The following is a 22,082-nucleotide window of genomic DNA, read 5'->3' on the forward strand; positions in this document are numbered from 1 at the left end:
CTTAATTTTCTAATTGATAATATTGTAAAACCTCATTCAAAACGCGATCTGAAACTTTAAAATTGAAATGTTTGTCCAAGAAAAGTTTATCTATTAAAATCTTTGCATCTTCTGCGATTTTTTGATAATCCTTATCGCCATAACTTTTGTCAAAGGGTATTCTTAAAACGCGGTGAAGTTTTTTAGAACTATGCAGAAAGTTTGTGGTGAATTCAATTTGTTTGATTTCAGTTGAAACAGAAAGTTCTAGGATGAGCTCATGCAATATTAAATGCAAAATTTCCTTGGCACTTTGAAGCTCATTACTGTGATCTACTGTTTTATTTTCTGATTTAAACGACATACAATTTTGTATATGGTTTAAAGGAAAAGATAGGAGCAGCGAATATAAAGACTCCGAAAAGAAAGTGAAGTGTATTTAGACCAACGTCAAGTTTTAATAGACAAGTAACCTATTTTTTTATATGTTGGACGAGTAGGTCTTCTAAAGCTTCGCACACGGCCTGTTTACTAAACGTTTTTAATGCCTTTTTACGAGCGTTTTCACCCATCAAAGTGGCTTGGTCGTAGGCATTGTATATACTCGAAAATTGCATAGAGAAATCTTCAAGGTTGTTAACTTCATACAGTTTCCCAAACTTTCCTTCACCTAAGATTTCTGGTGTTCCTGCAGAACGAGTTCCTATAATGGGAAGTCCGTAACTCATAGCTTCTATGGTAACCATACCAAAGGTTTCTCCTTCAGATGCCATTACAAAAAGATCTATACCCTTGTAAAATGCTTCTGTATCTTTCATAAAGGGTCTGAAGTGAACTTTAGAAGAGAGGCCTAAATTTTTAACTTCATCTTGAAGGAGTTGGTAATAATCTTCGCCTTCATTGTGGGTTAAATCTCCTACGATGAGTAATTCTACATCTTGGTGTTTTTTTTCTAACTCCGCCAGTGCTTTGATTAGAAAATGTTGACCTTTTAAAGGATCCAGACGTCCGAGTATACCCAAAATAAATTTGTCCTGAGGAAGGTTTAATAGCGCTCGGGCTTCTTCTTTAGATAATTTCGTTCCTGCAACTTTGTCTGTAGCTAAAGGAATTTGATGAATTTTATGTGCTGGAAAATTCGTGTTTTCTTTTACTTGTTCTGCCAAAAACTTTAGCGGTGATATCCATAAATCTATTTTGGCAAATCTTCGTGTGTGAAAAAGGTCCTTCTTTTTAACATCTATCTGCATGGCTTGTTGGTAGAGGATTTTGAAGTCTTTCTTCATTTTAGACTTCACCAAGCCCATAATGTTCATGTCGCGTCTGTCTCTAATCCAAACGGCTGTTACATTGTCTTTTTTGAATTGTTTACCGACTTTACTGGCGTTGGAGTAATCAAAATACTTTTTATTGTGGGCTACGTAGCGTACAGGAATTTGGTATTCCTTGTTTTTCTCATCGATATAAGCATCTTTAACGCAGTACAATACCACATTAAAACCACGTTCGTGCATCCAGTATGCGTAGCGGATAAAGTTCATTTCTAAACCTCCCCAGCTCACCGAACTACAATAAAAAGCAAGTGTTTCCATATTTTTAAGTCAGCGCTAAAATACAGCTTTTTCTAGGCTTTAGGCGATGCGCGCACCGTTTTTCAATTTCAAGCCAGGTTCAATGAGGGTTACATCTTTGTTTTCACCCAAAGCGCCAAGCACTAAACATTCGCTCATAATGTTGGCGATTTGTTTCGGTGGAAAATTAACCACGGCTACAATTTGTTTTCCGATAAGATCTTCAGGTTGGTATAAAGCAGTGATTTGTGCAGATGTTTTGCGTTTACCTAAGGGACCAAAATCTATGATCATTTTATAGGCAGGGTTTTTAACTTCCTTGAAAATTTCAGCACTTTCTATAGTTCCTATGCGCATTTCAACTTTGGTGAATTCTTCCCAAGTGAGCTTGTTTTCTTCCATGTTATTCTGTAATAAGTGAATTGTGTTTTTTAATTGATTTTGTCCTTTCTTACTTCAAAAAGCTATTGATATCAGTATTTCTTCCATAAACCACCAATATTTCATCTTTGTTAATTCGCGTTTCAGAGGAAGCCACACCGCTACTTCTTTTGTCCAATTTAATTTCTGGAAATTCAGAATCTGTATTAGGCATTAGGGTAGTTAATACAATGAGGTTGTACTTGCGACGTATGTTGAGTTCTTTTAAGGTTTTACCTTCAAATTCTTGAGGAGCCTGAATTTCAACTATGCTGTAATTATCACTCAACTGAAAGGAGTCAACAACACGAGATAAACAGAGCTTTTTAGACCATCGTTCCGCTGTTTCTTCTTCAGGATGTACAATTTCATGCACGCCAATTGCTTTCAATACTTTTTCGTGTAAGGTGTTTATCGCTCTGCTAATTAAACGTTTTACTTTCAGGTTTTTTAGCAGTGCCGTTACCATAATGTTCGCACCTTCATTTTCACCTATAGCTACAATAACTACGTCTGTATCGTCTAAGGGTAAACCAGAAACGGTAAGCTCATCGGTAGCGTCCATGCATATGGTATGGGTAATCTTTTCCTTTAAGGCATCTACCTTTTCCATGCGTTTGTCTACACCTATAACTTCATGACCACGACTGGTTAATTTTTCTGCTAAACTCGATCCAAAACTACCGAGTCCGAATACTATATATTTCATATCAATTAATGCTAATTTCTTCCATTGGATAGCGGTAATTCTTATGCTTTGTGCGTTTGAATAGGGCTATCAAAATACTTAACATGCTTACACGTCCAACGAACATAAGCACAATAATTACAATTTTACTTAAGGAACTGAGTTTTGCTGTGATTCCAACGGTGAGTCCCACTGTACTGTATGCTGAAAAACATTCAAAGGCGATATCTTTTAGGGTTAGTTCAGGGTTAAAGATGCTCACCAACATTATTCCGAAGCCGATAACCATAAGGGACAGTGAAATTACTGCAAATGCTCGCTGAACTGTTCGCATGGATATTTCTCTGCGGTAAATTTCTATCCTACTTTTTCCTTTTGCAATGGATAGAAGGTTTAAGGTAGCAATGGCTAGGGTCGTGGTTTTAATACCACCCCCTGTAGAACCAGGAGAAGCACCCACCCACATCAAGAACATGATAAGCATAAAAGTAGAGAAACGTAAGGCACCGAAATCAAATGTGTTGAATCCAGCAGTTCTGGGTGTGGTTGCTCCAAAGAGAGCGGTCACAAACTTCCCGTAAAAACTATCGTGTTCAGCAAGTGTATTGTCATATTCTAATTCTAAAAAGAAGAGGGTTCCAAAAAAGATTAGAAAGAAGGTTGTGATAAGAATTATTCTGCTGTTTAAATTAAGCACCCAGGGTTTGTTTTCTAATTGTTTTTTTCGCCAAAAAAAGAGTTTGCGAATTACAAAGCGACGTGTATAGGTAAATACATTGGAGAAGATGGGAAAACCTAAACCTCCAAGGATAAATAAACTTATCAATATCATTTGAAAACCATAATTGAATTTAAAATGGTTATCCGCTATTCCATCACTTAAGGTGGAAAACCCAGCGTTACAAAAGGCAGAGATAGAGTGAAAAACCGCGAAAAAAAGTTGATCTCCAGCATGCGAAAAATCATGTTTATTTAAATTGAAATAAATGAGTAGAGCTCCCAAGATCTCTATGCCAAAAGTTATAATTATGATGCGTTTAAAGGTGGAAAATACCTCGGAGAGTCTTTTTGCGTTGGTAATCTCACTTAAGGTCAATTGATTTTCATAGGAGCTTTTACCTTTAAAAAAGAAACTGAAATAGCTGGCAAAAGTTAGAATGCCCAAACCTCCCACTTGAATAAGTATCATGAGAATAGTTTGCCCAAATTGTGTAAATGCAGTTGCGGTGTCTACTACAATTAATCCAGTTACACAAACGGCACTTGTAGAGGTAAATAAAGCGTCTAAAAAGTTGATGCCATGACTCGTTGCCAATGGTAATTTAAGGAGTAGTGCACCCACCAATATAATGAAGAGAAAACTAAGAATGAATAATTGCGCGGGGTTCAAAAGTGTTCTTTTGTATTGTATGCGAATTTCAGAAAACTCTCTGATGAACATCAAGAAGACAGCTAGAGACAACCATGTATCATGGTGAAGAAAATTGTAATCTACCTTTCCTAAAAGGTGGATGAGTTGGTTAACTATTATCATCAAGGTATATAGCGTGCTGAGCGTGTCAAATAGGAAAACTGGAATTTTGGGTTTATGTGCCATGCGCAGTAATCGAAGTACTACAGCCAAAACTCCAAAAGAAAGTGTTACTTGATAAAATACGACCAAGTTTACCTCTATGTCTATCGTCTTTTGAAAACCATAATCAAAGAGTAGAGCAGCGCAAGCGATTATACTTAGGATAAAAGTAAACTTGAAATAGGCTTTGAGGCTAACCGTTTTGGTTATGAATTTTTTCACAGCGTCTTTTTGTTAAATGTAAAGAATGCATAACTAAAAATGAAGGGAAATGAAAGAAGTCTTTGTATTTCGGCGATTTCTTTTTTTATGAGTATGAAAACGATAAAAATACTTGATGTGGAAGAGGATTTAAAGTCTTAACTTAAGTCAATGCATAAACTTCTGTTTCTCCAGAACTTTGTAAAAAAAAGTAACAGATGGAAACAATGAAATTTGCAAGAACAGCCGGAGTGCTTTATTTCTTGATTGCGATTATTGGTGGATTTAGCATAATGTACGTAGGAGAAAGCCTTTTTGTTGAAGGGGATGCTAAGGCCACTTTTCAGAATTTGATAGACAAAGAAGGACTATTTCAATTGGGTTTAACCGGAGACCTACTCATTATTTTAATTGAATCTTTGCTCACGGTTATGTTGATGCGCTTATTCAAAGATTTCAATCCCACCGCGGTAAACGTCGCTGGATTTAGTAGAATAGCTATGGCTATAATTATGAGTGTGAACTTGATTTTTTATGTGGCTCCTTATATAATGATGAAGTCGGGTTTAGCTTTAGAGCAAACGGATTTGGAAAACTGGAGTTATTTGTTTTTAGAGCTACATGGGATGGGCGTATTTGCTTGGCAAGTATTTTTTGCTGTACACATGATTGCCTTGTCTTTTCTGATTTGTAAAACACAAATTGCCAAATGGATGCAGGGCTTTGTATTCTTAGGAGGAATAGGATATTTTACGGACTGTTTGTATCATTTCTTTTTCGCTGAAAATGAAATGTGGAGCATTGTCAATGGGGTGCTACTGGGATGTGCCGTAATAGGAGAACTTGGTTTTGCCCTTCACTTAATCCTCAAAGGCAACAAAAAAATCATCCCCGCGTAGGCGCAGCTTTTCGAGTCGCTCACATGTACAAGGCATATGTATCCCCCCCCGTAAGGGTCGACCCGCGTGTCGACCCACCCCAAAACTACACCCGCACCCCAGAACCTCTTCCAGCCCCCTTCATCCAATGGTAAACAAGCGTAAAAAGAACAAAAGGTATAAGGGTGATAAGGGGAAACAAATACTGCCATATCCCAATTTTTGGAAATTGACCTAAAAGGAAAACGTGAAGCACAGCTAGGCCTATATAGTAGAACCATATCTGTTTTTTACGTTGAGCGATCTGAATTTCTTTTTTAGTGATATCAGCCTTAATTGTAGTATGATTTTTACTTTGTCGTTTAAGTTTTCTATGTTGAGCCTTTAAATGTTGATGTGTTTTCGAATTGTAGCTGGCAAAAATTACAAAGACAATGAAATGCAAGAGAGCGAATAGTAGGTTATAGGTAACTTTTATTTCTTCTGGATCGCGCATGCTGCTTGAGTAGTTTTGTTGCGCCACTGTATCCAATATTCTTGGAGACCTTCCGGTGTTTTAGTTAAGGGACTAATATCTAAATTTTCTCCGGGAAGTAATGCTTTTTGTAACTGTTTTTTGCGCGCAGAAAGGGCAGGGGCATGGTTCCACCCTCCGCTGTGGTCGAAGCTAGTTCTGGCAGCGCAAGAGTCGCTTACTTTTATAAAGGGTATGGTGAGTTTATAGGTGACTTTTCCTGAGCCCATGCCAACGGTAGACATTTTAAGGGAATTGAAATCAACCTTTACGTAGTTTTTTTCCTTATAGAGTTTTTTGAGTTGGTCGCCTACTTTGGCCGACATGGTATTGGAGAATTGATGGGCAATATCATCACCCTTTATGAATTCTGGACCTTGGTAATAGCCATAGCAGCTGTCTTGATTACAATCTACATGCTCCGTGAATTCACCATGTTCCCTTTGAGAAGCAAAGGATAAAAATATCCCTACAAACAATATAGCACCCCCAATCAATTTCATTTCCCTATGAAAATACAAAAAACTCCCGTACGGTGTCGACCCGCGTGTCGACCCGATACCCCAAAACCAAAAAAAACGCACCCCTAAGGATGCGTTTCTAAATCTATAAAAGTCTTTCTCCTTAAAACAAAGCAGGGAAATCTGTTGGATTCGCTTCGTGCATCATGCCGTAAGCTGTTTCAAAGATATCGTCTACGTTTGGTTTAGAGAAGTAATCTCCATCTGTTGAGTAAGCTGGACGGTGATCCTTCGCACTCAAAGTAATTGGTTGAGAATCCAAGTGGTAATAACCACCTTGTTTCACCAAAATTTGATCTAAGATAAATGCTGTAGCACCAGAGCTCACGTCTTCATCAACGATCATCAAACGGTTAGTTTTCTTCAAGGATTCAACAATCATGTGGTTCACGTCAAAAGGTAACAAGGTTTGAACGTCTATTAATTCTACATTCATTCCTGTTTCTGCCATTAACTTTTCAGCTTGCACACATAAGTTAAAAGTAGAACCGTAAGAAACGATGGTTAAATCAGTACCTTCTTTCACGATTTCCGGAACTCCCAATGGAATTTTGTATTCTCCTAAGTTGCTTGGCTTTTGTTCTTTTGATCTGTATCCGTTCAAAGGTTCAATAACCAATGCTGGCTCATCTGCTTCCATCAACAAGTTGTACATACCCGCTGCTTGCACCATGTTTCTAGGAACACAAACGTGCATACCACGAATCGCGTTGATGATCATTCCCATAGGAGAACCTGAGTGCCAGATTCCTTCTAAACGGTGACCACGTGTACGAATGATTAATGGCGCTTTTTGTCCACCAGCTGTTCTGTATTGTACAGTTGCTAAATCGTCAGACATAATCTGAATAGCGTACAACAAATAGTCTAAGTATTGGATTTCAGCGATAGGACGTAAACCCCTCATGGCCATACCTATACCTTGACCAAGGATGGTAGCCTCTCTAATTCCAGTATCAGAAACTCTTAATTCACCGAATTTCTCTTGCATACCTTCCATAGATTGGTTTACACCACCAATCTTACCTGTATCTTCACCAAAAGTCAAGGCTTCTGGGTACTTTTCAAATATCTTCTCGAAGTTATCTCTCAATACAATTCTTCCATCAACCATTTCTTCTCCTTCAAATGTTGGAGCAACTGGAGTGATGTTAGCAATGCTGTATTTAGATGAAGAGTAAAGGGCAGAACTGTAACGATTTGCGTTGTTGTTCAACTGTGTATGTAACCAGTTTACCAAAGCAGTTTTCGCTGCGTTTTCTTCACCTCTTACCTTGCGGATAACACTTCTAACTACGTTTAATACATCCTTACGAATAGGTTCGAATGCATTTTCCAAGGCTTCAATCTCTTTGTTGATGAAAGCTTTGTTTGGAGAGGCGTCTGCTACGTTCTTCATCAATTGAACGGCAGTTGAAAGATCTGCTAACAAATCTGTTGTGAAAGCTTTCCACGCAGCATTTTTAGCATTTCTAACTTCTTTTTTCGCTTCTTTTTCTATGGCTTCTAATTCCTCAAGAGTTGCAATAGCTGCATCTTCACCAAGGCTTGTAGAAGTAATCCATTGTTTGAATTTCTCTATACAGTCGAAATCTTTCTCCCACTGTAATCTTTCTTCAGATTTGTAACGCTCGTGAGATCCAGAAGTAGAGTGACCTTGCGGTTGGTTTACTTCTTTTACGTGAACTAAAACAGGAATCTGCTCTTCACGTGCTAATTTCACTGCTTTTTCGTAAGTGATACAAAGGTCAGCGTAATCCCATCCTTTGGTTACGAAAATTTCAAATCCTGGCGTATCTTCTGTTCTTTGGAAACCAGCCAAAGCTTCAGAGATAGAGTTTTTCGTTGTTTGGTGATCTCTAGAAACAGAGATTCCGTATCCATCATCCCAAACACTCATTACCATAGGTACTTGTAATACACCTGCAGCATTCATTGTTTCCCAGAAAGGACCTTCTGATGTTGAGGCATCTCCAATTGTACCGAAAGCAACTTCATTTCCACCATTGGTGAATTTTTTGAAGTCTTCTAATTCTTTTAATGAAGGATGATTTCTATACACTTTAGATGCTTGCGCCAATCCTAATAAACGAGGCATTTGTCCGGCAGTAGGAGAGATGTCTGCAGAAGAGTTCTTCTGTTCCATCAAGTTTTTCCACTCTCCGTTCTCATCTATGTTACGCGTTGCAAAGTGTCCACCCATTTGACGTCCACCTGATGCAGGCTCATGTTCTACATCTGTGTGTGCGTAAAGGGCAGCAAAATATTGTTGTACATTTAATTGATCTATGGCCATCATCAGAGTTTGATCTCTGTAGTAACCGCTTCTAAAGTCTCCGTTTTGGAACTGCTTTGCTAAAGCGATTTGTGCCAATTCTTTCCCATCTCCAAAAATACCGAACTTCGCTTTACCGGTAAGAACTTCTCGTCTTCCCAATAAAGAAGTTTCTCTTGAAATACAAGCCAATCTGTAATCGTTAATGATTTCGTTTTTGTATGCTTGTAAATCTGTATTTGTAGTCTCGAGAGTCTCAGTGTTTTTCGTCATAGATGTATTTTTAAGCCTTGCAAAGATAATAAAAAAAGCCTGCAATTCGTAGTGTCTGAATCACAGGCTCTTGTCTGTTTTTGGTTAGAAAACTCAATTGTTCATTGAGATGCGTTAGAAGTTGCTGATTTTCAAGTTAAACTTAGGAATACACTACTGAAAAAAGTGCATTTTCTTACGCTGTTGTTTGCTGCTAAAACAATTTATTGATCAAAAGTTTATATTCACTTCATGTTTACCGGTTTGTTTGTCTTCTCGGATGTGTACACCTCTTCCATAATGTCTGTGGTATTCGTAATCATCCTCTTCACCATTGTAGGTTCTTGTTGAATGAAGTTCCTTATTGATATAGGTTTGAATGACCACATTTTTAGGTTTGTAAATGTCTATTTCTGCTTCTTGACCTCTGATTTTATCCTCGGCAGGGAAGCTGTAATCTAAGTCGACAAAAAGCTTATTTCCTTCCATGAAAACATTGTGTTTGATGTGTTCTAAATGCTCATAAGCATCCACTGATGTTGAACCATTTGCCTTTAGGGTATGATAGATTCTTGTGATACTATCTTCTCCCGTGCGGTAATCCATATCCTCAAAGCGCAAACTAATTCGGTTTTGTTCTAAACGTAAAACTTCATCGCGTTCTGGGTTATATAGAACATTAGTGCCCACCGGTCTTTCACTGATGTAGTGAACCTCTAAAGTATCTGTTACAAGTGAACCTACCTCTATTTTGTTTTCTGCCGAAGCTTCAAATTGTAGTGCTGTCTTGATGCCGATAGCTATGCTTGAAATGAAGGTAACGATGAAGAGTACAAAGAGGAAAATGCTAAAGTATCTGATGCTCTTGGATTTAAGGTTCCAAATTAAACGTACCCCGGTGAGGATTAAGAGTAGAATGATACTGAACTTGGCCACATAAACACAGGTCCAGGCCAAGGTTTTTACCAAGTTGTTTTCGAAGAAAATACCTGATAAATCGAAGAGAGATAAAAGTTCACCTTGTCCATTGCTTCCTACAATTCCAAATCCTCCTACAAAAAAGGTAAGGAAACTAAGGATAAGCGAGAGTCCCATAAAAATAAGGGCTATTCCCACAAGCGTAAGTATAAAGCGCACGAGTTTATGCATACTTTCCTTCCCATCTCCTTGAAAATGACGTGAAATTTTACGTCCTGTTGATTTTACTTTTTCTCCTGTATTGTTGAGTTCTCTTTTGATGTTTTCAACCGTAACGGGTACTCCTTTCATTTTTAGTTTATCACTGGTTGTTGTAGCGGGGGGAATAACCACAACCAAAACAAGGTAGAGTATAATTCCTAAAGTAAGTAACGTGGTTAGCGCGAATAGAACAAACAAAACTCTCACGATATCTACGTTAATTTGATAGTGATGAGCTAAACCTGCACAAACACCCGCAATTTGAGCGTTTTCTACATCGCGATAAAGTTGGTTTCTTTCTCTGCCTTGTGAACTTTCTTCGGTAGAGCTTCTTCTTCCTTTGTCACCCTCGTTTTCGTCTTCATCCTCGTCAGGTGCATAGGCTGTAGCTTCTCCCATTACGGCAACCACATAGTCTACGTCTTCGCAGGTAACCGGACCGCCACTGGATCTTTCTGTGAAAATTTCTGCGATACGCAATTCAACATCCTCCAACACCATGTCGGCCTCGTCGCTGTTTTTAAATTGGGCGCGGATGTTTTCTAAGTATGATTTGAGTTTTTCATAACCTTCTTCTTCCACATAGAAGATGATTCCGCTTAAATTTATAGATATCGTCTTGTTCATGATTTCTGAGTAATAATGTTAACGGCTGTGCTTAGTTCATTCCACGTCGCGTTTAATTCAGCCAAGAAATTTTCACCTTCTGTGGTGAGTGAATAGTATTTTCTGGGGGGACCACTCGTTGATTCTTCCCATCTATAACCGAGTAAATCGGCTTTGAGTAGTCGCGTTAATAGGGGATAAAGTGTTCCTTCTACAACGATCATTTTGGCGGCTTTCAATTGGTCTATTATTTCCGAAGGATAGGCCTCCTTAACGTTGAGTATAGAAAGAATACAATACTCCAATATCCCTTTACGCATCTGAGCTTTTGTATTTTCTAATTTCATATTTCGATTCTTATAGTACTAATACATAACAAAGATATAGTTTTTAAAAGGTACTTTGCATTGCAAGGTACTATATTTCTTTGTTTTTAATACATGAATGGTTGTATAGAGGTATAAAAGGTTTTGAGTGGTGTTTTTAAGATAAGTATTGAATGAAACCTTTGGGTAGAAATGTGAAAAGTCTGCTCGTAGAATTTTAAGGGACTTAATAGAAAGAAGTATTTTCTGCCCTGGATAGCAACGGCAGCTTTCTAGGATGGCATTTTAGTAAACACACCTAAAAAAGCACGACTTTAGAAGTGTTGTTTTAGGGGAATGTGCACTTAAATGCAAGACTAGGAACTAAAGTGAATAGCCAGAAATGGCAGCCTGTTACATTTTATTTTTCTTGCAAAATGCTTTATAACGCGCTCGGATGGCTGGTGTGAAATTGTCTTGCTGCATTTCCATGATTTGCTTTATTTCACCCAATAGCTCTGGATAATTGGGTATGAATTTTTGTAGATTTTCCAAGGCATGGACTTTAACAGCCACTTTAACTTCAGCTGCTGCTAAATCCTTAAATAACTTATCTAGAAATTCTCCTTGTTTGTAGGCGATGAGAGGACAAAAGGTGAGTGATTTTAAGACGTTTCTTTGTAAACCCGGATTTTCGTGGTTTAAATAAAGGTCTAAAAGTTCTTTTTGAATAGTGTGTAAGGGGTAACTTTTGGCTTCTGCAACTTTGCTGAGGTACCAAGTGCTGTATTCTGGAAAAGGGTAGGTGGTGCGCAAAGCGATGTTGGCCAAGGCTTTCAAAAACTCGGTGTTTTTAGCTAAACCTATGGTTTCCTTAACGTGTCTGTACTTTCTAAAATCGAGTACAAAGGCTTCAATTTCTGCTGGAGTATAGTCGCTGCGCATGTTGCCAAAAATAGCAAATGCTTTAATAGCTTAGGTCGTAAATCTGAAGATAAATGTGCTATTGATTTAATTTCTTACGCTCGTAGAAATAAGAGGAAAGTACTCCAATAATTACGGCCACATTACTTATGAGCATGAGGTAAGAGGATTTGTTTTCATCCCAACTTAGGTTGTTGAAATTCATAAGAACAGTGAGGTTGAGTATTGCCAGCGCCGCAGCTAGTGTAATTACAAAAATTCTGATTTTTTGGAGGTCCATGCAGTTTGAGTTTACTTTTAGTGTTCTAAAAATAAATAAAATAATTCATGGATTGTAACTTTCAGGTGCTTGAATTACTGAAATGTTTAGTCTACTATTTAAACGGTAATTGTTATGCTATGTTAAGGATAATTGATGTCTATTAGATCGCTAAACGTTGCAATGAATTCATTAGAGAATGTTCTTGTTTGAGGCAATAACCAAATAGATTCTAGTGCTCCAGGATATTTGAACATTAGACCGAAACCTCTCAGCGTATCGCCCTTACTTACATAACTATAGGAAGTGCTTATTTCTTCTTCGTCCATGAATAAATCATAAAGGGTTAAGGTTTCCAAGTCAACTACCATGCGCGTTAACATTCCCTCCAAGCTTCCTAGAAAAGCATCCTCTACTAAAAGTGTATCGGTTTTTACTTTGGATTGAATAACAGAGATGGTTCTGCTGTCTTCATTGTCTGTGTACATGTTGAGCTCAGTGTAAAGGTTTTCGAGTCCTGCTGGAACTACTGAACTGTATAAGGTTAACTGTGTTGGACTTTCAAATTCGAATTGACCAATTTTTTGTTCTAACCAGTCTTGTTCTAATAATTCTTCATCGCTTAAGGAAGGAGTAAAAGCCAATAAAGGGATGAGTATAATGGTTAACATCCCTATTAATGCTCCAACCTTAGTACTTGTTGATTTCTTTTTCACCCATTGGTGGGTACCAAATCCTAGTAAAGTTCCTACAAAAGAGAAGAGCACTTGCCAGGCAAAGGTCTCCATGGTAGAATTCCCAAAATCATTACCAATCACTTGCGCGATGACAACGGGCAAGAGAATAAAGGACATCAACCAAATTTCTTTCGATTGCTTTTTCATAATCTTTTTATTCTTGTAGATTATCAGTTTGAGCTTTGTAAATATAGAGTTGAATCGCATTTGTAGAGGCTGTTGCCGTTGCAATTCGTTGGTCAACTAGGGGTTGAAGAATAAAATATCCTAAGAAAGGATACTCGTCATCATACACTAGCTTTCCACTTTGTGCGTCGAACACCTGTAAAAACTCCTTGCGATTTTTGAAAATTTCTGATTGTTCAAGTTCTTTAATCGTTCTAGAACCACATACAAACGCTGTTGGTTCTTCCGTTTTCGGCATCACAACACTGGTGTCTTCAACAGCAGGGTAATAGTAGCGGTAAATTAGCTTGCCGGTACCCAAAGAACGAAGTTGAGAATAGTGATAGTTTTCCAAGTGTAGGGTGTTGAGCATTTCGAAATCTATGAGGGTATCAATAGAGTTTAATTCATTTTGCGCTTGTGTTATGCATTTTCCAGGGATATGATAGACCTTTTCTAATTCACCTTGGAGGGAGTAGATTTTTATGTCGTGACTCAAATTTTGAGAAAATAGTACAGATTGATCTTGTACCGTAAAGTAACTGTCTGCATAGTATTGATAGTTTCCTTGGTAATACAGGCTATCAAAATCTCCAAAATATTTCGTGCGTTTTCCTTTCGCATTGATACGGACAATACGCGGAGTTTCAACTACATGTTTACGGTAGTGATTTTTCCTGTAGTCGTACTTTTTTGGATCGTAGGAAGGACTTAGATTTAAAAAGTAAGATTTACTAGGAGGATGATAATAAGGATAGCTTTTGTTTGGGAAATTATATTTTGAAAAGAAATGAGCCGTTTTCATTCTTTTAACTTCCTTACCCTCCCAAGAAAATTGTATGATTTCTTGGTTGCGTGTGATATAATGAATGAGGCTGTCATCAAGGATAATATTAGAATTATAAGGTAGACTTTCTTTTTCTATTACTTCGAAATGTAAACTATCTATGGCTTGATTTTGTATATCATAGCTGTAGAGTGTTTTTGTTTTGAGTGTAAAAAGGTAAAGTTTGTTTTGGTGTGTTTTAAGATGGTAACCGTATGCAAAATCGTTCAGTGGAGCAAACTTTTCTAAATCTAGTGAAATACTGTCTTCCAATTGGTAGTTGAATTGTGCATGTGTTTTAGGAATAAATGCTAGGGTACCTAGAATACACAGCATACGGAATAAATTAAGTGGCTTCATACTGTTTGTTGATCTTTTGATTTCGATAGTTATAAGTAACAAAGCCGGTGAAGTTACAGAATACTTCAATTTTTAAGAACTAAAAATCTAACTGTTTTTCACCAAGCATTATGAATTGTTGTATAAGTTTTTGAACCCTAAGGGCTTGTTGTTTTTAAAGGAAGAAATGTTTCCATCTGCTTTTTTGAGGCTTAAGGTTTATCCTTACTAATTGGCGCATTAAAGCCTACGCGTGTTTGTGTTCCCCACGCACTTTTCTTGCGTACGAATTTGTCCCAGTTTCCCTTAACGGCTGCCCAGACACCTATGGGGTGAAAAAACAGCGGCTCGAGTATGGCTACGCCAAGTAAAGTAAACAAGGATTTATAGCCCTTGTATTCTCTGTAGGTTATTTCTTCAATTAAGATGGTAAACCATGATAATAATACGGCAAAGGAATATACCATTCCTAAAAGTAAAAGAAAGTGAGGCCAATTCACCCATCCTAAACAAACGAGTACTAAAAAGTAAACCAAGCCTAAAAACTCTATGATAGGAGCTAACCATTCGTAAAACAACCAAAAGGGATAACTCAACATTCCGAGTATGCCATATTTGGGGTTCATAAACATATCCTTGTGCATACGAAGGGTTTCAATTGTGCCTCTTGTCCATCGGTTACGTTGTCTGTCCAATACTTTTGCAGATGCTGGTACTTCTGTCCAACACAAAGGGTCTGGTACATAGGTTACCGAGTATTTTTCCTTTTTTTGGTGCATGAGTTTTCTCATTCTCACCACAAGCTCCATGTCTTCACCCACGGTTTTAGGGTTGTAACCTCCAGCTTCTATGAGTATCTTTTTGTCAAAGAGTCCGAAGGCACCGGAAATGATCAAAAGTCCATTGAGTCTACTCCAAGCCATTCTTCCCAAAAGAAAGGCGCGCAAATATTCTAATGTTTGATAGAGCGGAAGTAAAGTTTTCGGAAGCCTCACATTTAAAATTCTTCCGTTACTGATTTCGCAATTGTTGGCAATACGCACTACACCGCCTGCGGCAATCACTTTTTTATCTATGGATTGTAAGAAAGGTTCTATCATGCGCAAGAGAGCATCATCCTCTATGATACAATCCACATCTATGTTGGCCACATATTTGGCATTGGTATAATTAATTCCTGCATTGAGTGAGTCTGCCTTACCGCCATTTTCCTTGTCTATAACCACCAAATTGTGAAAGGCTTTGTTGGTAGATTTGTAAATTGCTCTAATTGGGGCATGCTTGAGTTTACTCTTGGCTTTTACCTTGCTTTCAACCAAATCGTAGGCGGCAATCATTTTCTCCAAACAATCATCTTTACTGCCGTCATTTACTATGATGATATCGTAGTTGTTGTATTTTAAAGAAAGGAGGGATCTTATATTTTCTACGATGGTAGCACTTTCATTAAATGCCGGTGCTATTACTGCAATTTTTGGGGCTAAAGATGACCTTAGTATGTGTTCAAAGTTGACAGATTTTCCTCTTTTTAAATGATTGGATATAGCCAGTATGGAAAAGATGGCCAATATGAAATAAAAACTCATAATGGTCAAGGCATACCAAAAGATAAAGTACTCAAAAAAGGATGAAATATTCTCGTAGGTAAATATATTATTGAACATAAACCGTTGTTTCTAATTCGTTAGCTAATTCTTTGATGTAGGTGTTTTTAGCTTCTTTTAAGGAAGAAAGCTCAAGTTCAGAGAGCTTCACAGGGTTGCGCTTTAGGGTTGCAATGATGTTAATGAAGGTCCAAAGCGACATGCTCCCTTCCAAATCTTTCAAAGCAATCAAAGCTTCTTTCCTTTTTATTTTTACCAAGGATACACGGGCATTTCTTTTCACATCATCGTTGGGGTGATTTATGTATGCAGCAATGGCATCGAAGGCTTCTTCGTACTCTAAAGTAGAGAGTTCATACATCCCTCTTATTTTTTGGTGCCATTTTCTACTTTTTAGTTTGGCCATAGAAACTTCTTGAAGGGCTAAAGCTTCATAAAGGTCATAGGCTTTTTCGGCGTAAACCCCGGAGAAATTATGGTTTAAATTGAGCAGTAATTCTATGGTTATGTTTTGGTTGGTTTTAGATTTCATCAATTTCTGTATCCTAGCAAAGGCTCTGTCTGCTATTTCATTTTCATGCAAGAGAAAATCAACTAAACAATCTTCCAGAACATTGGTTAATTGCTTAATGTGTTTATCGCGTTCAATAAAGTAAAATTTGATGCTCACAATAAGAAGGAATACTACTAGGGCAGACCCCAGTGTTAAGCCGACGATGAGGAGCAAAATACTATCCGTGTTTACCACCATGTGTACATCAATTTTAAACTGTAGAGAAATTGTGAGCGTTGGTTGCTGACAAAGGTGTATTTAATCATGTCAGCCCGAGCTTCAAGGAAAAAACGACTCCCTATAGCTTGTTGGGTACTAACTCCCAGGCTAAAGGTTTTGTTTTGCGCTACCGCAGTTGTTGTGTTTCCATTCAGTATTACAGCACTAGGGTCGAAACCATAGGAAATATTAACGGCAGAAAAGGCCAAGTCACTGTGGTAATAACGTTGCTGTATACTTGCCGAAAGTATATTAGGGGTGATACTGTTTTGCACACCAAGGTTGGCACGGAGTAAAGTATAGTACTTACCGCTGTATTTAGATAAACTAGCCGTAAGCAAACTGACATCAATATTGCCGTTGTAGTGCATGTATTTTAAACCAACAGAATGTTCCCATACCTTGGCAAAGGTGTTGAAATACTCAGCATCAAAACGACGATGGGCAAATACCTCAGAAGCGGAATAGGCTCCCTTCAGGTAGAAGTAATCCTTATTAACGCATTTTTTGTAGAGGTCTAACTCTGTAAACCATGCCTTTTGCTCAAAGCGTTCTGAATAGGACAACTTTGGGAGGAAAACCCAAGATTTGTGTAAGAGTTGACTCTCCAAGGCAACCGTTTTCCATGCCTTAAGATCTTTACTGAAATGTGCATATTCCCCTTGGAGACCCACATAATTTCTTTGGGTTAAGGGAAGGGTATCTCCACTGGCCGACGAAGGCTGGGCGAAAGTGTACAGGTGTAGGGTTAAAAGCAGGACAATATATATTCCTTTCATCATGCACGGTGGTGTTTAAAAATGTTTTTAATTCTTACCACGAGTTCATTAGGACTGTAAGGTTTGTCTATAAAATCATAGGCCCCCAAATCGAAGGCTTCTAGTATTTTATTTTCTAAATCAGAGTCGGAGATAATAATAGAAGGGATGTCTTTTTGATCACAGATTTCTATGATCTCGAAACCACTTTTAAAAGGAAGCATTTCTTCTGTAACCATTAGGTTAATTTTCCCTTCTTCTATGAGGGTTAGGGCATCATTACCATTGGAGGCAACATTCACCTTGCATCCTTCGCTTTTTAAGCGTTTTTTTATGATTTTCTGTATCAATCTGTCGGGCGAACAAAAAAGCACACATTGTTTTTGATTTTCTTCCATGCAGTTCTAAAATAGATGAACATTTCATTTTTCATACCTACGGACACTCTGTCATAAGGGATGAAGCTACTTAACATGTTCAGCTTGTTCCAAAATTTAAGTTTGAAATTAAGTATTATTCTATAGTCGACATAGTTATGGTCCAATAAATTGGAAGAAAAAAAATGGTGCAATAGGGGAAGAATTGTTTTAACTTGTCTATACATAAACACGTAGATTCTTCAACATGAAAAAGTTATTAATGGGGCTTTTGGGCCTTGGAATGTTTACCAGCGCACTTGCACAAAAAAGTGTTGGTTTAAGCTGGGGTACCGGACACTTGCAAAGACAAGATTTGTCTTTTTCATCGATGAAGCACAGCACAATTTCTCCTTTAAACTTGACAGGAACTTTTAACTATCAAAATTCGTTTCAAGAACACCTGATACAAATAGGCTTTGCGACCTATTCACCTTCTTTGGTAGAACCTTTCACTTTCTATACAGAAGGGGGAGACAGCTCTACTTCGTACCGTCACAATTTTAAACAGTTAAACCTGGGCTATACCTTTTTGTACACGATTTATGAGAATGGAAATTTAAAAGTGAAAGCTGGACTTAACCAAGAGAATAGACTCATTGCCTCAGAATACTATTATGCCATTTCCTCTAGCTTTTCTTACTATTTCTCTTTTGGTGTAAATGCGGCAGTTAAAGCCGAGTATGCGTGGAAGGAAGAAAACAAATTCACCCTAATGGGAAGAGCATCCTTGTTTGCCTTTAATGCCCGGTCTCCTTATTTGGGAATAGATGATCATTATTTAGAGGATAACTACAGCCATAAATCCTTCAATGCTTTTTTGAACTATATCTCTAACGCTAGATTTCAATCTTTAGGAAAATACCAATACCTAGATATTCTGATGGTTTATGATAGGACCTTAAATGATAAATGGAGTTTTAATGCGAGTTATCAATTAGGACTGAACTTTAATCAATCACCCACACATTTTGCTTCCGTTCTTAATGTTCTGTACTTAGGAATGAATTATACACTTTAATCAAGGAAAAAATGAAATATTCTTTATACATCGTATTCAGTGTTTTGCTTGTAAGCGCAAGTGCTTGTAAAAAAATGACTTTTCAACCCCAACCCGAAAATTCACAAACTGCAATTTTTGATTACTTCTATAAGGCCTATCAAGAAGATTATGTGTTGTTTGATCAGAGAAATGTAAACTGGGAAGATCAGTACAATACCTACAGACCTATGGTAAGCGATGAAATGAGTGATGCAGATTTATTTGAAAGATTGAAGGACATGGTCGCGCCTTTAAATGATGGTCACGTTAAACTTATAGCTCCCAATGAAATACAATATACCCCTAACATATATTATCAAACGCGATTAGAGGATGACCTGTTTGATTTGGAACTCATTAAAAGTAAATATTTGAAGGACGATTACGAGGTGAACGGTTACGGTTTCAATACCTATGGTATGATAGAGAATGATATTGCTTATGTGCACATGGTATGGACTTCTGATAACTGGGAAGGAATGGATGAAATATTAAGTTACAGTGATCCTGCCAAAGGGCTAATTATAGATCTCAGACACAATGGAGGAGGGGATTTTACCCTGGCCTTTTCACGCATGGGAAGATTTACGCAGGAAGAACGTTTGGCTTTTACCTCTAAAACAAAAAATGGAGCTGGACCGAATGATTTTACAGCGCCTTATGCTTGGAAAATCTATCCAGAGGGTGAGTATTTCGACAAAAAGATAATGGTATTGACGGATAGATATACTATAAGTGCCGGGGAACGTTTGGTTATGGCCTTGCAAACTTTACCCAACGTAACGACGGTAGGAGATACGACCAATGGCTCTATTTCCTCTATGATACTAAGAGAGCTACCCAATGCCTGGAATTTTTCAGTTTGTCCACAACAGGTAGAAAGTCATGATGGAATGAATTATGAAGGTATAGGACTTATACCAGACGTGCTCATAGAAAATACAAGTGCCCAAATGCAAGCTAAAACAGATGCTACTTTAGAACATGCCTTGAGTTTGTTTTAGGATAAATAATAGGGTTGATAAGCATTAAAAAAGGAAGAGTAATCAAGCTCTTCCTTTTTGGTTTATATGGTTTAAAGTAACAATTGGAGGTATATCTTTTACCAACCCTCTACCGTAAAAGCCAAGTCATTTATATGCTTTTTGTAATATTTTCGGAGTCCCTTTTTTAAAGCTTTGCTCTTCTCCATATCGCGGTAAATTTGATTTTGCACCTTGCTTATATATAGGTCTGAGTCTATTAGATCTGCTTCGAATTTTGATTGAGCTTTATTTATGTTCTGGTCGAAATCATTCATAACGGGGGAATTATTTTCTAGGAGGTCATCAAAAAGTGCTTCAATGGCAAAAGCCTCCGCGAGGGTTCTATCTTCGTGCCAATCTCCTTTCTCAACTTCGTTAATCCCTAAACAAATGTGCCATTGAATACTTGTATCTGGATTCACGTCATGACAATAGAAAAATCTTGCAGCAACTTCCATCACCTCAGCTTCTTTAAAAGTACTTTTCTTTATTTCTGCATTGTTGAAGATACCGGCATAAGTGGTTTGAAAATAATGGTTTAGTAGTGTGTCTTCGGTTAATAAATTCATAAAGGCTTGGTCCATTGCTGCAGTGTCGGGATAGAGCGCAAGTACTTTTTTTGTGTTTTCAAAATGCGGAGCCTTGTAAAAATGACCTTTCTTTATTAAAAGGTAGTCAAAGCGCATATTAAAAGGACTCAAGTCACCTTCGCTTTTCATTCGCGGCGTAATGGATGCATGTGTTTCTCCTTGGTATTCATAGGTGCTTCTATCTAACAATACGTATTCACGAATGATTGACGAGCCGCTTTTATTTACCAAAAGTGCAGTAGTGATAAGGAGTATTAAAAGTTTCATATTAGATGGGTTTTGTTGGTTTCAAATCTATGGATTAAACCTACATTAAAGCGTTAAAGAAATACAAAAATATCTCTAGGCTATTATAAATTGAACTCCTATTTTTTGCATGTATTCTGAAGTAAACTTGTACTTACTAAAATATACTTCATTTACTTATCTATGAGTATATTGTATTCCTTTGGGATGAGGTAACCTTCTCCGAAGTTCGTCAACCCTAAGAGTATTGTAATTCCTAATAGTACACCCAAAATCAGTAGGATAAAAGCTTGTTGATGAGGTGTTAATCCGCCTAACTTTTTCTTCATTTTGAGGGCGTGAATGGAGGCAATATGACCAAAAAATGCGAATACGGCGAGCGAATAATAGGGCAGGAAAAATAAGAGATGGGGAAATGTATTTAGTCCTGCAATCCCAAAATAGAAATTTGTATCAAGGTCTAAAAGATATCGACCAAATAGAATTGCGCTTACATGAATTAGTAGAAAGAAAGCTAAATAAAGTCCAGAGTAAATTTGAATTTTTTCGAAAAGAGTGGCTTTTACTTTTTTAGTTTTAAAAAACAGTTGCATTCCTGTTGTTATCTGAACAATTACGGCGAGTAATATGATTAGTTCTGAAAAGGGATTTCTGTAGATTACTCTTAGAACTCCCATTTTTTCTATATGCAATTCGGGTGAGAAAATACTGAGGAAGTGGTTGAATAAATGTATCCCAATAAAGAGACTTATTGTAATTCCGGAAAAGTAATGAAAACGTTTCATATTTTATTTACAAAACTACTAGGGGGGGAGGTGCTGTCATTTGATATAAATCAAATTGTGTTAGGATTTTAGAAGTTTTCCCCTTATTCGACTCAAAGTTTCTAGAGTGATACCAAGGTAAGAGGCTATATGTGTGAGTGGCACTCTTTGGGTAATTCCGGGGTAATTGTCCAACATTTGGTGGTACCTATTTTCAGCTCTCTGAAAAAGTATTGCATTTAAACGTCGCTGTTGTTGGAGCATCGTATTTGTGATAATTTGACGGTACAAAACTTCAAAATCAGCGTGTTTTATTGCTAGCTCTTCTATAGCATCTTTTGAAATAACTAGAAGTTTTGAGGGTTCTAACGTTTCAATGAAGTGTGGACTCGGTTCTGCACTAAAGAAGCTGACGATGGCACTAATAAAGTCATTTTCTAAGGCAAACCAATCGGTAATGTCTTTACCTTCCTTTAGATAATAAGCTCTGGCGCTACCCTCAAGAATGAAAAAAGCTTTGTTGGCATATTCACCTTCTCTAACCAATAGCTCGTTCGTTTTGGTTTGAATATAATTTACCGCTTCTTTTAAGTCTACCAAACAACTTTCTGAAAGTTGTGGGAATTGTTGTTTAAGTTCAATCATTATTTACC

24 protein-coding genes are annotated in these 22,082 nt (G+C 37.5%); 3 read left to right on the forward strand and 21 right to left on the reverse strand.

What is annotated here, in order from left to right; translation table 11 throughout:
* Position 1 precedes the first annotated feature (1 nt).
* The 5 genes from BM327_RS01485 to BM327_RS01505 all read right to left on the reverse strand — a co-directional run bounded on the left by BM327_RS01485 (position 2) and on the right by BM327_RS01505 (position 4,453).
* On the reverse strand, positions 2-343 hold the full coding sequence (locus tag BM327_RS01485) for a hypothetical protein (RefSeq protein ID WP_090245558.1): 342 nt from the start codon (positions 341-343) through the stop codon (positions 2-4).
* A gap of 109 nt (positions 344-452) precedes the next feature.
* Positions 453-1,571 (reverse strand): glycosyltransferase family 4 protein, encoded by a 1,119-nt coding sequence (locus BM327_RS01490; protein WP_090245560.1) that lies wholly within the window; start codon positions 1,569-1,571, stop codon positions 453-455.
* Positions 1,572-1,610: 39 nt separating this feature from the next.
* A complete protein-coding gene (locus tag BM327_RS01495; protein ID WP_090245562.1) occupies positions 1,611-1,952 on the reverse strand; it encodes a tRNA-binding protein in 342 nt (113 codons plus the stop codon).
* Positions 1,953-2,001: 49 nt separating this feature from the next.
* Entirely contained in the window at positions 2,002-2,679 is a 678-nt protein-coding gene (locus BM327_RS01500; RefSeq protein ID WP_090245564.1) for a potassium channel family protein, read from the reverse strand.
* A 1-nt stretch (position 2,680) separates the two neighbouring features.
* Entirely contained in the window at positions 2,681-4,453 is a 1,773-nt protein-coding gene (locus tag BM327_RS01505; RefSeq protein ID WP_244526177.1) for a TrkH family potassium uptake protein, read from the reverse strand.
* 197 nt (positions 4,454-4,650) lie between these two features.
* On the opposite strand from BM327_RS01505, the gene BM327_RS01510 reads away from it, so the two are divergent.
* Entirely contained in the window at positions 4,651-5,331 is a 681-nt protein-coding gene (locus tag BM327_RS01510; RefSeq protein ID WP_090245566.1) for a DUF4386 domain-containing protein, read from the forward strand.
* Between the two features lie 85 nt (positions 5,332-5,416).
* Here BM327_RS01510 and BM327_RS01515 read toward each other — a convergent pair whose 3' ends face one another.
* The 13 genes from BM327_RS01515 to BM327_RS01575 all read right to left on the reverse strand — a co-directional run bounded on the left by BM327_RS01515 (position 5,417) and on the right by BM327_RS01575 (position 17,744).
* The gene (locus BM327_RS01515; protein ID WP_090245568.1) at positions 5,417-5,806 is read right to left on the reverse strand and encodes a hypothetical protein; all 390 of its coding nucleotides are present in this window, start codon (positions 5,804-5,806) and stop codon (positions 5,417-5,419) included.
* Positions 5,785-6,327 (reverse strand): hypothetical protein, encoded by a 543-nt coding sequence (locus BM327_RS01520; protein WP_090245570.1) that lies wholly within the window; start codon positions 6,325-6,327, stop codon positions 5,785-5,787. Before BM327_RS01520 ends, BM327_RS01515 begins: the two co-directional genes overlap by 22 nt.
* Positions 6,328-6,448: 121 nt before the next feature.
* The gene (locus tag BM327_RS01525) at positions 6,449-8,893 is read right to left on the reverse strand and encodes an alpha-ketoacid dehydrogenase subunit alpha/beta (protein WP_090245572.1); all 2,445 of its coding nucleotides are present in this window, start codon (positions 8,891-8,893) and stop codon (positions 6,449-6,451) included.
* A gap of 210 nt (positions 8,894-9,103) precedes the next feature.
* Positions 9,104-10,678: a PspC domain-containing protein gene (locus BM327_RS01530; protein ID WP_090245574.1), complete on the reverse strand. Its 1,575-nt coding sequence runs from the start codon at positions 10,676-10,678 to the stop codon at positions 9,104-9,106.
* The gene (locus BM327_RS01535) at positions 10,675-11,004 is read right to left on the reverse strand and encodes a PadR family transcriptional regulator (protein ID WP_090245575.1); all 330 of its coding nucleotides are present in this window, start codon (positions 11,002-11,004) and stop codon (positions 10,675-10,677) included. The genes BM327_RS01530 and BM327_RS01535 overlap by 4 nt, the downstream gene beginning before the upstream one ends.
* Before the next feature lie 372 nt (positions 11,005-11,376).
* Positions 11,377-11,907, reverse strand: coding sequence for a hypothetical protein (locus BM327_RS01540; RefSeq protein WP_090245577.1), 531 nt, complete (start codon positions 11,905-11,907; stop codon positions 11,377-11,379).
* 58 nt (positions 11,908-11,965) lie between these two features.
* On the reverse strand, positions 11,966-12,166 hold the full coding sequence (locus BM327_RS01545; RefSeq protein ID WP_090245579.1) for a hypothetical protein: 201 nt from the start codon (positions 12,164-12,166) through the stop codon (positions 11,966-11,968).
* Positions 12,167-12,288: 122 nt separating this feature from the next.
* Positions 12,289-13,029 carry a hypothetical protein gene (locus BM327_RS01550; protein ID WP_139230202.1) on the reverse strand — a complete coding sequence of 247 codons (741 nt, stop codon included), beginning with the start codon at positions 13,027-13,029 and terminating at the stop codon, positions 12,289-12,291.
* Between the two features lie 7 nt (positions 13,030-13,036).
* Complete coding sequence (locus BM327_RS01555; protein WP_139230203.1) at positions 13,037-14,233, reverse strand: hypothetical protein; 1,197 nt, start codon at positions 14,231-14,233, stop codon at positions 13,037-13,039.
* Between the two features lie 191 nt (positions 14,234-14,424).
* On the reverse strand, positions 14,425-15,876 hold the full coding sequence (locus BM327_RS01560; RefSeq protein WP_090245585.1) for a glycosyltransferase family 2 protein: 1,452 nt from the start codon (positions 15,874-15,876) through the stop codon (positions 14,425-14,427).
* A complete protein-coding gene (locus tag BM327_RS01565) occupies positions 15,866-16,567 on the reverse strand; it encodes a HEAT repeat domain-containing protein (protein WP_090245587.1) in 702 nt (233 codons plus the stop codon). The genes BM327_RS01560 and BM327_RS01565 overlap by 11 nt, the downstream gene beginning before the upstream one ends.
* Positions 16,558-17,370 (reverse strand): YaiO family outer membrane beta-barrel protein, encoded by an 813-nt coding sequence (locus BM327_RS01570; RefSeq protein WP_090245589.1) that lies wholly within the window; start codon positions 17,368-17,370, stop codon positions 16,558-16,560. The genes BM327_RS01565 and BM327_RS01570 overlap by 10 nt, the downstream gene beginning before the upstream one ends.
* Positions 17,367-17,744 (reverse strand): response regulator transcription factor, encoded by a 378-nt coding sequence (locus BM327_RS01575; RefSeq protein ID WP_090245591.1) that lies wholly within the window; start codon positions 17,742-17,744, stop codon positions 17,367-17,369. The genes BM327_RS01570 and BM327_RS01575 overlap by 4 nt, the downstream gene beginning before the upstream one ends.
* 226 nt (positions 17,745-17,970) lie before the next feature.
* On the opposite strand from BM327_RS01575, the gene BM327_RS01580 reads away from it, so the two are divergent.
* Positions 17,971-18,783 (forward strand): hypothetical protein, encoded by an 813-nt coding sequence (locus BM327_RS01580; protein ID WP_090245593.1) that lies wholly within the window; start codon positions 17,971-17,973, stop codon positions 18,781-18,783.
* An 11-nt stretch (positions 18,784-18,794) separates the two neighbouring features.
* Entirely contained in the window at positions 18,795-19,808 is a 1,014-nt protein-coding gene (locus BM327_RS01585; protein WP_090245595.1) for a S41 family peptidase, read from the forward strand.
* A gap of 98 nt (positions 19,809-19,906) precedes the next feature.
* Here the strand turns inward: BM327_RS01585 and BM327_RS01590 are convergent, their stop codons facing one another.
* From BM327_RS01590 to BM327_RS01600, 3 genes are all read right to left on the reverse strand, one after another.
* Entirely contained in the window at positions 19,907-20,686 is a 780-nt protein-coding gene (locus BM327_RS01590; RefSeq protein ID WP_090245597.1) for a hypothetical protein, read from the reverse strand.
* Positions 20,687-20,838: 152 nt separating this feature from the next.
* Positions 20,839-21,450 (reverse strand): hypothetical protein, encoded by a 612-nt coding sequence (locus BM327_RS01595; RefSeq protein WP_090245599.1) that lies wholly within the window; start codon positions 21,448-21,450, stop codon positions 20,839-20,841.
* 60 nt (positions 21,451-21,510) lie between these two features.
* Positions 21,511-22,074 (reverse strand): Crp/Fnr family transcriptional regulator, encoded by a 564-nt coding sequence (locus tag BM327_RS01600; RefSeq protein ID WP_090245601.1) that lies wholly within the window; start codon positions 22,072-22,074, stop codon positions 21,511-21,513.
* Positions 22,075-22,082: the final 8 nt, after the last annotated feature.

The organism is Lishizhenia tianjinensis, from assembly GCF_900116425.1.
In the GTDB taxonomy this organism is placed as follows: domain Bacteria; phylum Bacteroidota; class Bacteroidia; order Flavobacteriales_D; family Crocinitomicaceae; genus Lishizhenia; species Lishizhenia tianjinensis.

What these genes read in the sequence shown, in the direction of transcription:
- BM327_RS01565 (WP_090245587.1), bottom strand. Translation starts at nt 16,567, where the DNA reads ATGGTGGTAAACACGGATAGTATTTTGCTCCTCATCGTCGGCTTAACA.
- BM327_RS01500 (WP_090245564.1), bottom strand. Translation starts at nt 2,679, where the DNA reads ATGAAATATATAGTATTCGGACTCGGTAGTTTTGGATCGAGTTTAGCA.
- BM327_RS01595 (WP_090245599.1), bottom strand. Translation starts at nt 21,450, where the DNA reads ATGAAACGTTTTCATTACTTTTCCGGAATTACAATAAGTCTCTTTATT.
- BM327_RS01535 (WP_090245575.1), bottom strand. Translation starts at nt 11,004, where the DNA reads ATGAAATTAGAAAATACAAAAGCTCAGATGCGTAAAGGGATATTGGAG.
- BM327_RS01560 (WP_090245585.1), bottom strand. Translation starts at nt 15,876, where the DNA reads ATGTTCAATAATATATTTACCTACGAGAATATTTCATCCTTTTTTGAG.
- BM327_RS01520 (WP_090245570.1), bottom strand. Translation starts at nt 6,327, where the DNA reads ATGAAATTGATTGGGGGTGCTATATTGTTTGTAGGGATATTTTTATCC.
- BM327_RS01510 (WP_090245566.1), top strand. Translation starts at nt 4,651, where the DNA reads ATGGAAACAATGAAATTTGCAAGAACAGCCGGAGTGCTTTATTTCTTG.
- BM327_RS01585 (WP_090245595.1), top strand. Translation starts at nt 18,795, where the DNA reads ATGAAATATTCTTTATACATCGTATTCAGTGTTTTGCTTGTAAGCGCA.
- BM327_RS01550 (WP_139230202.1), bottom strand. Translation starts at nt 13,029, where the DNA reads ATGAAAAAGCAATCGAAAGAAATTTGGTTGATGTCCTTTATTCTCTTG.
- BM327_RS01515 (WP_090245568.1), bottom strand. Translation starts at nt 5,806, where the DNA reads ATGCGCGATCCAGAAGAAATAAAAGTTACCTATAACCTACTATTCGCT.
- BM327_RS01545 (WP_090245579.1), bottom strand. Translation starts at nt 12,166, where the DNA reads ATGGACCTCCAAAAAATCAGAATTTTTGTAATTACACTAGCTGCGGCG.
- BM327_RS01590 (WP_090245597.1), bottom strand. Translation starts at nt 20,686, where the DNA reads ATGAAACTTTTAATACTCCTTATCACTACTGCACTTTTGGTAAATAAA.
- BM327_RS01485 (WP_090245558.1), bottom strand. Translation starts at nt 343, where the DNA reads ATGTCGTTTAAATCAGAAAATAAAACAGTAGATCACAGTAATGAGCTT.
- BM327_RS01490 (WP_090245560.1), bottom strand. Translation starts at nt 1,571, where the DNA reads ATGGAAACACTTGCTTTTTATTGTAGTTCGGTGAGCTGGGGAGGTTTA.
- BM327_RS01600 (WP_090245601.1), bottom strand. Translation starts at nt 22,074, where the DNA reads ATGATTGAACTTAAACAACAATTCCCACAACTTTCAGAAAGTTGTTTG.
- BM327_RS01580 (WP_090245593.1), top strand. Translation starts at nt 17,971, where the DNA reads ATGAAAAAGTTATTAATGGGGCTTTTGGGCCTTGGAATGTTTACCAGC.
- BM327_RS01495 (WP_090245562.1), bottom strand. Translation starts at nt 1,952, where the DNA reads ATGGAAGAAAACAAGCTCACTTGGGAAGAATTCACCAAAGTTGAAATG.
- BM327_RS01525 (WP_090245572.1), bottom strand. Translation starts at nt 8,893, where the DNA reads ATGACGAAAAACACTGAGACTCTCGAGACTACAAATACAGATTTACAA.
- BM327_RS01540 (WP_090245577.1), bottom strand. Translation starts at nt 11,907, where the DNA reads ATGCGCAGCGACTATACTCCAGCAGAAATTGAAGCCTTTGTACTCGAT.
- BM327_RS01575 (WP_090245591.1), bottom strand. Translation starts at nt 17,744, where the DNA reads ATGGAAGAAAATCAAAAACAATGTGTGCTTTTTTGTTCGCCCGACAGA.
- BM327_RS01570 (WP_090245589.1), bottom strand. Translation starts at nt 17,370, where the DNA reads ATGATGAAAGGAATATATATTGTCCTGCTTTTAACCCTACACCTGTAC.
- BM327_RS01530 (WP_090245574.1), bottom strand. Translation starts at nt 10,678, where the DNA reads ATGAACAAGACGATATCTATAAATTTAAGCGGAATCATCTTCTATGTG.
- BM327_RS01555 (WP_139230203.1), bottom strand. Translation starts at nt 14,233, where the DNA reads ATGAAGCCACTTAATTTATTCCGTATGCTGTGTATTCTAGGTACCCTA.